Source organism: Streptomyces sp. S07_1.15 (assembly GCF_020739505.1).
Lineage (GTDB): Bacteria > Actinomycetota > Actinomycetes > Streptomycetales > Streptomycetaceae > Streptomyces > Streptomyces xinghaiensis.
Map to the genome: position 1 here is coordinate 5,120,349 of NZ_JAJBZK010000001.1, position 12,387 is coordinate 5,132,735.

11 protein-coding genes are annotated in these 12,387 nt (G+C 76.4%); 4 read left to right on the top strand and 7 right to left on the bottom strand.

What is annotated here, in order from left to right; genetic code table 11:
• The 4 genes from LIX60_RS21940 (at position 1) to LIX60_RS21955 (ending at position 3,462) form a co-directional block, all read left to right on the top strand.
• On the top strand, positions 1 to 471 hold the full coding sequence (locus tag LIX60_RS21940) for an acyl-CoA thioesterase (RefSeq protein WP_374117893.1): 471 nt from the start codon (positions 1 to 3) through the stop codon (positions 469 to 471).
• Positions 468 to 1,280: a hypothetical protein gene (locus LIX60_RS21945; RefSeq protein WP_227960016.1), complete on the top strand. Its 813-nt coding sequence runs from the start codon at positions 468 to 470 to the stop codon at positions 1,278 to 1,280. The genes LIX60_RS21940 and LIX60_RS21945 overlap by 4 nt, the downstream gene beginning before the upstream one ends.
• Positions 1,281 to 1,384: 104 nt before the next feature.
• Complete coding sequence (locus tag LIX60_RS21950) at positions 1,385 to 2,854, top strand: sensor histidine kinase (RefSeq protein ID WP_227960018.1); 1,470 nt, start codon at positions 1,385 to 1,387, stop codon at positions 2,852 to 2,854.
• A complete protein-coding gene (locus LIX60_RS21955; protein WP_043459974.1) occupies positions 2,806 to 3,462 on the top strand; it encodes a response regulator transcription factor in 657 nt (218 codons plus the stop codon). The genes LIX60_RS21950 and LIX60_RS21955 overlap by 49 nt, the downstream gene beginning before the upstream one ends.
• Before the next feature lie 124 nt (positions 3,463 to 3,586).
• Here the strand turns inward: LIX60_RS21955 and LIX60_RS21960 are convergent, their stop codons facing one another.
• The 7 genes from LIX60_RS21960 to LIX60_RS21990 form a co-directional block, all read right to left on the bottom strand.
• Positions 3,587 to 3,997, bottom strand: a complete 411-nt coding sequence (locus LIX60_RS21960) for a globin (protein WP_227960019.1) — start codon at positions 3,995 to 3,997, stop codon at positions 3,587 to 3,589.
• 112 nt (positions 3,998 to 4,109) lie between these two features.
• The gene (locus LIX60_RS21965; protein ID WP_227960020.1) at positions 4,110 to 5,432 is read right to left on the bottom strand and encodes an FHA domain-containing protein; all 1,323 of its coding nucleotides are present in this window, start codon (positions 5,430 to 5,432) and stop codon (positions 4,110 to 4,112) included.
• A gap of 377 nt (positions 5,433 to 5,809) precedes the next feature.
• A complete protein-coding gene (locus tag LIX60_RS21970; protein WP_227960021.1) occupies positions 5,810 to 7,144 on the bottom strand; it encodes a PP2C family serine/threonine-protein phosphatase in 1,335 nt (444 codons plus the stop codon).
• A 146-nt stretch (positions 7,145 to 7,290) separates the two neighbouring features.
• Positions 7,291 to 8,601, bottom strand: coding sequence for a hypothetical protein (locus LIX60_RS21975; protein WP_227960022.1), 1,311 nt, complete (start codon positions 8,599 to 8,601; stop codon positions 7,291 to 7,293).
• 200 nt (positions 8,602 to 8,801) lie between these two features.
• The gene (locus LIX60_RS21980; RefSeq protein ID WP_227960023.1) at positions 8,802 to 9,878 is read right to left on the bottom strand and encodes an N-acetylglucosamine kinase; all 1,077 of its coding nucleotides are present in this window, start codon (positions 9,876 to 9,878) and stop codon (positions 8,802 to 8,804) included.
• Complete coding sequence (locus LIX60_RS21985) at positions 9,869 to 11,173, bottom strand: 6-phospho-beta-glucosidase (RefSeq protein WP_227960024.1); 1,305 nt, start codon at positions 11,171 to 11,173, stop codon at positions 9,869 to 9,871. The genes LIX60_RS21980 and LIX60_RS21985 overlap by 10 nt, the downstream gene beginning before the upstream one ends.
• A 66-nt stretch (positions 11,174 to 11,239) precedes the next feature.
• On the bottom strand, positions 11,240 to 12,334 hold the full coding sequence (locus LIX60_RS21990; protein ID WP_227960025.1) for a mechanosensitive ion channel family protein: 1,095 nt from the start codon (positions 12,332 to 12,334) through the stop codon (positions 11,240 to 11,242).
• Between the last annotated feature and the right edge of the window lie 53 nt (positions 12,335 to 12,387).

Sequence of the window (12,387 nt, forward strand, 5' to 3'; positions counted from 1 at the left end):
GTGCGACACGTCTACTCCTGCCCCCTGCGCTGGTCGGACATGGACGCCTTCGGCCATGTGAACAACGTGGTCTTCCTCCGCTACCTGGAGGAGGCACGGATCGACTTCATGTTCCGGCTGGCGCCGGGGGAGGGCAGCACGTCCTTCACCGGCGGCTCGGTCGTCGCCCGGCACGAGATCGACTATCTGCGGCCCCTGGTCCACCGCCACGAGCCGGTCACCGTCGAGACCTGGGTGACCAAGATCGGGGCGGCCTCGCTGACCGTCGCCTACGAGATCAAGGACCGGGACCAGGTGTACGTCCGGGCCTCGACCATGATCGTTCCGTACAACCTCGCCGAGGGCCGGCCGCGCCGGATCACCGCCGAGGAACGCGCCTTCCTGGAGACGTACACGGACGACGCCGCCGGCGGCCCCGACACCGGGAGCCCGGAGGCCGGCGGGCCCGGCGGGGAGGCCGTCCCGGCATGACGGCTCTGCGCCTCGCGGACACCGGGGAGGCGGCGGACCTCGCCGCCTTCCTGGCCCGGCTGATCCACTACGACCGGGCCGCCGCGGTGCGCCTGCAGACCGGGGGCGGCGTGCTCGCCGTCTTCGGCCGGCCGGCGCCCTTCGAGGTCCTGGCCATCCGGACCGCCCGCCTCGCGGACGGACCCGCGGGCCCGTCCCGGGAGGGCGCCCCGGCGCCCGGCCCGGGCGGGCTCGATCTGACGGTGTCCGCAGGCCGGCTGGCCGACGCCCTGGACGCGGCGTCCGGTGACGCGGCCGGCGGGGCGGACGTCGGCGTGCCCGGCAGTGTCACCGGCCCGCCCTGGGCCGGGGTGCTGCCACCGCGCGGCGGCTGGCGGCAACTGCCGGGACTGCCCGGCCCGGAGGAGATCCGCGCGGCGCTGGCCGCCGCCGTGGCCGAGTTCCGCCGCCGCGACGAGGCGCTCCCGGAACCGCACCGCACCCGCGCCGAGCGCGACCGCATCGGACGCGAGATCTGGTCCCGCACCCTGGACGGCACCGGGCTTCCGCTGCGCGCCGCGCACGCCGCGCAGGCGCTCGGCTTCCTCCGCCCGGCCCCGGGACGGAACGGGCCCGTCCCGGCCGGCCGCGGCGGTCCGGGCCCAGCGGCGGGCGCGACGGCCACGGCCACCGCCGTCGCCCCGCGCACCGTCCCGGAACAGCCCCTGGCGCTGCTCGCCGCCGGTGACTGGCTTCGCCTCCGCACCCCGTACGGCTCGATCGCCGTCCGCGGCACCGCCCGGCCGGGGCTGCCCCTCACACCGGTCTGACCGCCACGGCACCGCCCGTCCGGGCCGGGGGTGGGTCCAGACCCACCCCGGCCGGGGGCCTGCGGGGAGTGCTCACCTCCTCCCGCCGCGCCCAGAATCAGGGCATGGTGAGGAACATGGAACGGGGACGACGGCAGGCCGCCGGGTGGCTGGCCGAGCGATGGCACGCGATGGGGCAGGGGGTGGCCGCGGCGCACCGGGCGGCGGACGCGACGCTGGCCGCCGCCGTGGCGGCCGTCGCCCTGGTGCTCACTTTCGGGCTGGGGCTGATCGTCGCCTGGCCACCCGCCGTCGAGCGTCTGCGCAGGGCGGCCGGCGCCGAAAGGCTCAGGCTCGGCCGGCGGACGGGCTCACCCATCCCGAGCCCGTACGCCCCGCTGCCCGCGGAGGGCGAGGCGGGGGACAGCGGCTGCGGATGGCCCGCGGCCTGGCGCGGCCCGCGGTACCGCAAGGGGGAGCGCACCTTCCGGCGCCACCTCACCGACCCCGCGATCCGGCGCGATCTCGAGGGCAGCGGCTGCGGATGGCCCGCGGCCTGGCACGGCCCGCGGTACCGCAAGCTGGAGCGCACCTTCCAGCGTTACCTCACCGACCCCGCGACCTGGCGCGATCTGCACTGGGCGGTGCTCAGCCCGGCACTCGCGCTGCTGGCCCTGCTGCCCGCGGCGGCCGTGGCCTACGGAGCCCTCGGTCTGCTGCTGCCGGGCGTGCTGGGCGATCCGCACGGTGCCTCGGAGTGGCTCGGCTCGTTCCTCGGCGCCCGGGCTTCCGGCATCGGGTTCGGGCTGCTCTCCGTCGGCCTGGGGCTCTGGGCGGCACCGCCGCTGCTGCGGCTCCACGACCGGGTCTCCGAGGCCCTGCTCCGTCCCACCGGGAAGGCCGTGCTCGCCCTGCGGGTGCGGGAGCTGTCCGAGACCCGCACCGAGGCGGTCGACGCCCAGGCCGCCGAACTGCGGCGCATCGAGCGGGACCTGCACGACGGAGTGCAGGCGCGGCTGATCGCCGTCGGGCTCAACCTCGGGGCCATCGAGCAGCTCACGGAGAGCGACCCGGCCGCCGCCCGGATGATGGCCGCCCAGGCCCGGGAGTCCTCCGAGCGGGCCCTGGCCGAGCTGCGCGGCCTGGTGCGCGGCATCCACCCGCCGGTCCTGGCCGAACGCGGACTGGTCGACGCCGTACGGGCGGTGGCCGTCGACAGCCCGCTCGACGCCGAGGTCACGGCCGACCTGGCGGGCGAGGTGCCGGCCGCGCTGCAGTCCGCCGTCTATTTCGCCGTGTGCGAGCTGCTCGCCAACGCCGCCCGCCATGCCGGTGCCGAACGGGCGTGGATCGACCTCCACACGGCGGAGACGGGAACCCCCCGGGAGGCGCTGCGCGTCTCGGTGACCGACGACGGACACGGCGGCGCCGAACTCACCGACGGGGGCGGGCTGCGCGGCGTCGAACGCCGGCTCGCCGCCTTCGACGGCGTCCTCGCCCTGAGCAGTCCGCACGGCGGACCCACGATGCTGACCCTGGAGATACCGTGCGCGTTGTCCTCGCCGAGGACCTCTACCTCCTCCGAGAAGGCCTGATCCGGCTGCTGGAGGCCCACGGCTTCGAGATCGCGGCGGCCGTGGGCAGCGGCCCCGAGCTGGCCCGGGCGCTGCGCGAGGAACGGCCGGACGTGGCGGTGGTGGACGTCCGGCTGCCGCCGACGCAGACCGACGAAGGGCTGCAGGTCTCCCTGGCGGCCCGCCTCGAACAGCCCGGCCTGCCGGTGCTCGTCCTCTCCCAGCACATCGTGCAGTTGTACGCCCGGGAGCTGCTGGCCGACGGCCGGGGCGGGGTGGGCTATCTGCTGAAGGACCGGGTGTTCAACTCGGCGCAGTTCGTGGACGGGGTGCGCCGGGTGGCGGAGGGCGGTACGGCCATGGACCCGGAGGTGATCGCCAAGCTCCTCGCCAGCAACGCCCGCGACGAACCGCTGGCCCGGCTCACCCCCCGCGAGCAGCAGGTGCTGGAACTGATGGCGGAGGGCCGGTCGAACGCCGCCATCGCCCGGGAACTGGTCCTGAGCGACGGGGCGGTCAGCAAGTACACCACCAGTATCTTCGCCAAGCTCGACCTGGCGCCGTCGGAGGACGACAACCGGCGGGTGCGGGCGGTCCTCGCCTATCTGAGCGGCAAACGGCGGCTCTGAGCCGTCTGAGCCGGGGCCGGGCCCACCCGGCCCGGAGCCCGGCGGGCCCCGGCCCGGAACCCCGGCCCAGCGCCTTCGGGCGGCGGACCGGGGCCCCGGGGGACGGGCTGCGAGAGCCCTGCCCTCATGCCTCGTCGTCGGTGTTGATCAGTGTGGCGGCGGCGTACGTCAGGTAGTTCCAGAACTGCTCCTCGTGCTCCGGGGAGAGTTCCAGGTCCTCCAGCGCCGTGCGCATATGGCGCAGCCAGGCGTCGTGGGCCGCCCGGTTCACGGTGAAGGGTGCGTGCCGCATCCGCAGCCGGGGATGGCCGCGGTTGTCGCTGTACGTGGTGGGGCCGCCCCAGTACTGCATGAGGAAGAGGGCGAGCCGGTCCTCGGCCGGTCCCAGATCCTCCTCCGGGTACATCGGCCGCAGCAGGGGGTCCTCGGCGACCCCTTCGTAGAAGCGGTGCACCAGCCGCCGGAAGGTCGGCTCCCCGCCGATCTGCTCGTAGAAGGTCTGCTCCTGAAGCGTGCCGCGCGGAATCCTTTTCACCCCTCCATGCTCTCAGACGCACCGGACGAAGTCCGGGGACGTAGGTCCGCCCTCCGGGCAGCCCCGGCCGGTCTGCTCGTGGCCCGGCCGGGGCCCGGGGGCGGGCGAGGCGTCAGCCGCGGCGGACCGTGATGGTGGTCCAGGCGCCGACATGGACCCGGTCGCCCTCGCGCAGCGGGACGGGCACATACGGCTGGATCGGCTCCTCGCCGCCGTTGATGGTGGTGCCGTTGGTGGAGTCCTGGTCCACGACCGCCCAGTCGCCCTCGGGCTGCCGCACCAGCATCGCGTGCTGATGGGAGACGCCCGGGTCCTCCGGGGACTGGGAGAGATCGATGTCCGGGGCCTCGCCCGTGCTGTGCCGGCGCCGTCCGATGGTGATCTGGGGGCCGTCCAGCGGAAGGCGCTGCTCGGGCGAGTACGCGGGCAGGTTCAGCTGGGCCGCCTCGGGGCCGCTGCGGGACAGCATCGCCGTGAAGTACTCCCGGTCCGGGGCGATGACGGCGACCCACGCCTCCCCGGCCGCGGGCGGACGGGGCGGCTGGGGCCCGTCCTGCCGCCGGTCCTCGGGCCCGGGCGGCGGGGCGCCGTAGCCGGGGCCGCCTCCGTAGCCGGCGTGGTCACCGAAGGCGGGGTCGTCCCCGAAGGCGGGGGCGGGCTGCTGCGGCGGGTGCTGTCGCTGCGCTGCCGGTCCCGGTGGCGGCAGGGTCCAGTCGTTCTCGGGGAAGCCCTGGCCGGGCGGCGCGGGGGCCGGCGGGGGCGGCGGGAACCCGCCGGGCGGGCCGGCCTCCCGGGGCGGCGCGGGCGGCGCCTGCTGCGGGGCGGACTGCCGGGGGCCCGCGCCGGGGGCCGCGGGTTCGCCGGGCCGGCCGGGCTGTTGGGGCGGCGGGCCGGGGTAACCGGAGTCCTGCGGCGGCCGGCCCGGCTGCGGCGGCTGGTGCTGTTGCTGATGATGCTGGTGTTGGGCCGGCGGCTGCTGGAAGGCCGGCGGGAGCAGGCTCTGGCCCGGCTGCTGCGGAGGCGGCGGGAAGCCGCCCTGCGGCGGGGCGTCGAAGGCGTGGCCGCACTCGGTGCAGAACGACGCCCGCGCCTCGCGGGGCCGGCGGCAGCGCGGGCACTGCTCCGGCTGGGAGCCGGGCGCGCCGGGCGGCATGCCGTACGGGCCGGGGCCCTGGGGCGGCGGCCCGGGCGGCGGTTGCTGGGGAGCGGGGTAGCCGTAGCCGCCGGGGGAGCCCTGCGGCCCCGGGGCGCCGTGCGGTCCGGGACCGCCCTGCCGGTCTCCGGGAGGACCGGGCGGCGGACCGCCCGGTGCGGGAGGCGGCGGGGGCGCGTGCTGTGCGGATCCCGCGGGCGCGCCGGCGCCCGGCATGAGAAGTCCGCAGACCTCGCACCAGTTGTCGGACCCCGACTGGTGACCGTTCGGACAGGTCGGCATGTCGGTGCTTCCCCCTTTCCCCGTGGCCCTTCAGAGCCCTCCGGGTGTGTCACTGCCTGACGCGCGCCGTTCGGGAGGAGCGCGTCTCGGAGCGTCAGCTCGTCGGTTTCCGCGGTGCTTGTCTTCAGTCGCACAGTACCGGTCGTCGCGGACGGCGCGCCCACCACCACGGGGCGGTGTGACGGTCCTCTAGTTCCAGGAGGCGTGCGGTGACCGAACGGTTCGCTCCGCTTCCGGGGAGCCGGCGGCGGGCACGAAACCCGCCCACCGGTGCGCGGGCCGCCGGGAGGCCCGCGCACCGGGTGACCTCCGCGCCCGCACCGTCCGCCCGGGCCGGGGAAGCGGCGCGGAGGCGCGCTGCCCGGCGGCGACCGGGGTCAGGCCGTCGCCTCGCCGGCCGTGTCCGCCCCGCCGGCCGGTTCCGCGGCGCCGGAGGGGGCGCCGGTGAACGGGAGGACGGCCACGGTCACGTTGTCGTGGCCGCCGCCGTCGAGGGCGTAGCCCACCAGAGCTCGCGCCGCGGGCAGCGGACGGGTGCGGGCGTCGGCCGGTACCGCCAGGGCCATCTCCCCGGCGCTCTCGGCGTAGTTCCACAGACCGTCGGTGCACACGATCACGACTCCGGGCCGGTCGGGGAGGAACGTGGCGATGTGCGGGGCGAGTTCGTAGGCGTCGGCGCCCAGCCAGCCGGTGATCGCGTGGGCGCGGGGGTCGGCGTACGCCTCGCGCTCCGTCAGCAGCCCGCCCGCGACCATCTGCGCCGCCCAGGAGTCGTCCTCGGTCAGCCGGGCGGGAGCGGTGCGGTCGTCCGGCACCCAGTACACCCGGCTGTCGCCGATCCAGCCGACGGTGAGCTCGTCGCCGCTGAGGAGAGCGGAGACGATCGTGCAGGCCGGGGCGTTCTGGTGGGGGCGGGGCTCGCCGTAGCGGTAGTCCCTGCCGTCCACGCCGGACAGAGTGGTGACGGCCGTCCCGGCGGCGACCAGCGCGTCGCGCAGTGCCTGCCGGACCGGTGCACCGGAGCGCAGCGCGGCGGGCAGGGACTCCCGGGCCGCCGCCGCGGCGACGGCCGAGGCCTCGTCCGGGCGGGTGGCCGAGGAGACACCGTCGCAGACCACGGCCGCGACGGCCGGTGTGCCGTCCGGCAGCGCGGTCTCGCAGAGCGTGAACGCGTCCTCGTTGCGGTGGTGACGCAGGCCGCGGTCGGTCACCGCGGCGACGGCCCCGGCGAGTTCACTCTCCACGTGGTCGCGTTCCCGGGGCTGCGCGTGGCCGCAGTGTTCGCAGTGACCGTCCCGGCCGACCGTGCCCTTGCGGCAGGCGACGCACGGCGCGCCGGTGGTGCCGCTGCCGCCGGGGGCACCGGCAGCCGGGCCGGCGGTCGCTCCGGTGTCCGCCGCGGCGCCGGCCGTGCCGTCGGCGGCGCCGGCCGTGGCGCCCGTCGTACCGGCGGCCGTGTTCTCCGGGGCCGTGTTCTCCGGGACCGGGGTCTCCGGGGCCGCCGGGGCCGGCGTCTCCTTGGGCCGTGTCGCGGCGGCGTCCGCCGGGTGGTCCGGCTGCTCCGCTCCGTGCGAGCCGTTCGAGCCCTGCGGCCCGGGTGCACCGGTCCCGTGGTCGTCGGCGCCGTGGTGGGCGTCGGGGGTCCAGAGGGCGCGCGGGTCGGCCGCCGGGGCCGAACGCGGTGCCGCGAGCGGGTAGTCGTCCGGTTCCATGGGGCTCCGTACCGAGAGTGCGGGAGGGGGGTCGGCTCCCGGCGGCACCGGCGCGCCGGGAGCGTTGGTGGTGCCGGCCGCGGCGCCCGCCGCTCCGGTGCCGGGGAGACCGTGACCGGCCGCGCGGCCGGGGTGGCGGCGGTCGCTCATTCCTCCGGCCTCCGCCGGCGCGGGATGAGGGCCTCCGCGGCCGCCTCCTGGTAGCGCAGCACCGCGCGTTCGGCCGCCCGCAGGTCGCACGGGGCGCTCCACAGCATGCGGCGGGCGGTGTCGTACCGCTCGGCCAGCAGCGGGTCACCGGCCAGGCCCTGCCGGGTGAGCCGCGCCTTGCAGGCGTCGAGGCGTCCGCGCAGCTCGGCCCGTACGGCCAGCGGGGCCGTCACCGCCGTCAGCGACTCGCGGGCCCGCAACAGCTCGTCCTCGGCGCGCTGTTCGAGGCTGTCGAGCAGCGGGGACAGCCGGTGCCACTGGCCGTGCCGGCGGTACGAGGCGGCGGTGGACAGCTGTTCGTGCAGGGCGGTCGGCGGGCCGCTCACCGCGGGCACCTCCGATGCGGCGATCTTGGCGAGGACCTCGCCGCGGGCCTGCCGGGCCTCGGTGAGCGTGCGGTCCGCGCGGGAGAGCACGTCCCGGAGCCGGTGCAGCCGCTGCTCGGCGTCCTGCCGTACGTCGAGCACGGCCTCGATCTCGCGCCGGACGTCCTCCAGGGCGCGGGCCTCGCGGTCGTAGCGGGCGGTGTCGGGGCGGCCTCCGCCGGGAGCCGAACTGCCGCGTGCGGGCTTCCAGTAGGCGAGCGGGTCGGAGACCACCTCGGCCCGGAGCGCCGTCAGCTCGTCGGTGATGCGCTCCAGGCGGTCGCCCGCGGGGTGCTCGCCGGGGCGGACGCCGACGGAGTGCGCCAGGGAGCGGGTGCGCCGGAGTTCGGCGGAGAGCATGTCGATCCGCGCGGGGAGCGCCGACCAGACGGCCTCGGCGGCCACCACCACCTCCAAGGCCTGCGCGTAGCCGCTGTTCATCCGGCCGATGGCGGTCCGTAGCGTCATCCGCTCGCCGGGCTCCGGTGCGTCACCGGCGAGAGCCGGGTCCCCGGAGGGCGGCAGGACGACGCCGGCCTCCCGCACCAGGGCCGTGAGTTCGGCCAGTTCGCCGTCGGTCGGCCAGCGCCGCCGGGAGCGCAGCTCGCGCGCCCGGTCCAGGGTGGCGGTGCAGGCGTCGAAACAGGTCCAGAGGAAGCCGATGACCTCCTCGGTGGCCGCCCAGCGGCTCTTGGTGACACCGGTCAGCTCGGCGCCCTCCAGCAGGCGGCGGCCCGCGTGGTCCTGGAGGGCGAGCAGCGAGGTCTCGATCGCCTCGTGCTCCGCGCAGAGCCGTGCCAGGGCGCGGTCGGCCTCGTCCACGTCCATGACCGGACCCTGAGGCTCCCCCGTGGCGCCGGGGTTGGATCCCGGGACCCCCATCGATCACCTCTCCTGTGTGCGTGGCGGCCGCCGTGGCGTCGCCGTCCCCGATCACCTTCCGCGGCGCGCTGTCATACTCCCCGGTCTCGTCCGCCTTACGCGCCCCGCCGTGCCGATCCTGCCAGGTGCGCGCCGATTCGCGGTGGTGCGCGCCGTGTTGCGGCCTGTCACCGGACATCGGCGGGGTGGCGGAAGGGGGTTCACCCGGGGGTGGCGCGGTGTCCGTAGTGCTCGCGCAGGCGGGCGCGGGCGCCCGCGGGTGCTCCCGTGCGGTCCAGGCCGAGCAGGGCGGCGCCGAGCACCGGGGGAGCGGTGACCACGCGGGGGACGGCCTTCGGCGCCCGCTCGGCCAGCAGCCGGGTGATCGCGTCGTGCAGGAGGGGGTGGCGGGCGGCGAGCACACCGCCGCCGAGGAGGACGGGGGTCTCCTCGCCGAGCAGGCCGAGCCGCTCCAGCGCCACGCGCGCCAGGGTGACGATCTCCCCGGCCTGGCGGTGGACGACCGACCGCGCCACGGAGTCGCCGGCGGCGGCCACCGCGAAGAGCACGGGTACCAGGTCGTGCAGGCGTCCCGCCCCGATCCGGCCCAGGTGGACGGCCTCGATCAGCTCCGCCATGGTGGTCAGCCCGAAGTGCGCGGGGAGGGCGCGGGCCAGTGCCGTCGGCTCGCCCCGCCCGTCCTCGGCGCGGGCGGCGAACCAGACCGCCTCGTCGGCGAGCCATCTGCCGCCGCCGAGGTCTCCGGAGAGCGGGCCGAGGGCCGCGAAGCGGGCGGTCCGCCCGTCCGGGGTCATCCCGGCGCAGTTGATGCCGGCCCCGCACACCACCGCGACACCCCGGGGTTCGTCCGCCCCGGCGCGCAGCACGGCGAAGGTGTCGTTGGCGACCTCGGTGGCGCGTCCCCACCCGCGTGCCGCCACGGCGTCCCGCAGGGCCCGTTCCTCCACGGGAAGGTCGGCGTTGGCCAGACAGGCCGACACCCGCTCGGCGACCGGCCCGCGGCCGAACGGCAGCCCCGCCGCCTCCGCCGCCCCGGCGGCCGCGCGGGCGAGGACGTCCACGGCCGCGTCGATGCCGGTGGCGGGCGGCCGGAAGCCCCCGGCCCGGCCGGTGCCGAGGACACGGCCGTCGGCGGCGACGAGGGCGGCGTCGGTCTTGCTGTTGCCCGCGTCGAAGGCGAGGACCGCTGCCGGGAGTGGCCCGGCGGGAGAGACGGAGTCCGGCGGGGGCCCGTCGCCGTCCGGGGCCGGTGGCGCGGTGCCGGGGTTCACGCCCATGCCAGGTGGTGCCGGTTGTGTGCGAGCAGGGAGTCGGTCAGCTGTTCGGCACGGTCGATCTGGCCGACGAGGGGGTGGCAGAGCAGCGCTTCGAACACCCGGTCGCGGCCGCCCCTGAGGGCCGCTTCCAGGGCGAGTTGCTCGTACGCCGTCACCTGGGCGACCAGGCCCGCGTACAGCGGCTCCAGGGGGCGCACCGGCAGCGGGCGGGCGCCGTGCGGGCCGACCGCGGCCGGGACCTCGATGACGGCGTCGTCGGGCAGGAACGGCAGGGTGCCGTGGTTGAGGACGTTCACCACCTGCACATCCTCCCCGCCGCCCGGGCCGCCGCCGACCGAAGTGCCGCCGCCCGTGCCCGTACCCTGCCGTCCCAGCAGTGAGGCGGTGAGCGTCACCGCCGCCTCCGAGTAGTAGGCGCCGCCCCGCCGGGACAGCAGCTCCGGCTTCCGGTCGAGCGCCGGGTCGGCGTACATCTCCAGCAACCGCCGTTCGATCCCGGCCACTTCGGCGGCGCGCGAGGTGCCCTCCCGCTGTTCCCGTACGGCCTCGTCGTGCCGGTAGTAGTAGCGCAGGTAGTACGAGGGGACGACGCCGAGCCGTTCGAGGAGCGTGCGCGGCAGGCGCAGGGTGTCCGCCAGGGTGTCGCCGTGCTCGGCGATCAGCTTCGGCAGCACGTCCGTGCCGCCCAGGCGCACCCCGCGCTCCCAGGTCAGGTGGTTCAGGCCGACATGGTCCGGGGAGACGTCGGCGGGGTCGGCGTCCAGCAGCGCGGCGAACCGCCGCTGGAAGCCGATGGCCACGTTGCACAGGCCGACGGCCCGGTGGCCGGCGGTGAGCAGCGCGCGGGTGACGATGCCGACCGGATTCGTGAAGTCGACGATCCAGGCGTGCGGGCTGCGCCGCCGCACCCGCTCGGCGATGTCCAGGACGACGGGGACGGTGCGCAGCGCCTTGGCCAGACCGCCCGCGCCGGTGGTCTCCTGGCCGACGCAGCCGCACTCCAGCGGCCAGGTCTCGTCCTCCCGGCGCGCGTCCTGACCGCCGACGCGGAGCTGGAGCAGGACCGCGTCGGCGCCCTCCACCCCGGCGTCCAGGTCGCCGGTGAGGACGATCCGGCCGGGGTGGCCCTGCCGGGCGAGGATGCGCCGCGCCAGGCCGCCGACGAGCTCCAGCCGGTCCGCCGCGGGATCGACGAGCACCAGTTCGTCCACCGGCAGGACGTCGCGCAGCCGGGCGAAACCGTCGATGAGTTCGGGGGTGTAGGTGGAGCCTCCGCCGACGACCGCGAGCCGCATGGCCTTCCCTTCCCTTCCTCCGGCGGGGCCGGTGACCGGCCCCGGACCGGGCCGCTGTGCGGGCCGTTACTTGGACAGGTGGGGACCGGACGCCGGGGAGGGCGAGGCGGTCTGCGGGCTCTGCGGCAGCGGCGAGGCGTTGACGGACTGCGGTGAGGTGGAGCTGGCCAGCGCCGACGGTGGCGCCACACCCGCCAGCGGGTCCGGCCGCGGGGCCCCGTCCGCCGGCTCGGGCTCGGCGCCGACGATCCGGATGCCCGCCCCGTCGAAAGCCTGTTTGATGCGCCAGCGCAGTTCCCGCTCCACCCCGAGCCGCTTGCCCGGCATGGTCCTGGCCGAGGTGCGGATCACCACGGACTCCAGGGTCATCGACTCCAGGCCCAGCACCTCGACGGGGCCCCACAGCCGCTCGTTCCACGGCTCCTCCGCGGCCATCCGCTCACCGGCCTCCGCGATCGTCCGGCGGGCCTTCTCCAGGTCCTCCTCGGGCCGCAGATGGACGTCCACGGAGGCGGTGGCCCAGCCCTGGCTCTTGTTGCCGATCCGCTTGATCTCGCCGTTGCGGACGTACCAGATCTCGCCCTCGTCGCCGCGCAGCTTGGTCACGCGCAGGCCGACCTCGATCACCTCGCCGCTGGCGACGCCCGCGTCGACCACGTCGCCCACGCCGTACTGGTCCTCCAGGATCATGAAGACGCCGGAGAGGAAGTCGGTGACGAGGTTGCGCGCGCCGAAGCCCAGGGCGATGCCGGCCACGCCGGCGCTGGCGAGGAGCGGCGCCAGATTGATGTTCAGCACGGACAGCACCGTCAGGGCCGCCGTGCCGAGGATGACGAAGGAGGTGACGCTGCGCAGCACCGAGCCGATCGCCTCGGAGCGCTGGCGGCGCCGCTCGGCGTTCACCAGCAGACCGCGCAGCGGAAGGCCTTCGGTGGCCTGGGAGCCGCGGTTCATCCGGGCGATGAACTTGGTGATGGTGCGCCGGACGACGGAGCGCAGGACGAAGGCGACCACCATGATCAGCAGGATGCGCAGCCCCGCGCCCAGCCAGACGGACCAGTTCTCCTCCACCCATCCGGCCGCTTGGCCGGCGTTCTCCTGGGCCTCGCGGAGCGTCGGCGCGGTGGGAGTGGTGGCATCGGCGAGAAACCTGGACAACACAGCGAAACCCTCCGTGAACGACCCGGCCGCCCGGTGGCACCGGACGGTCCGGC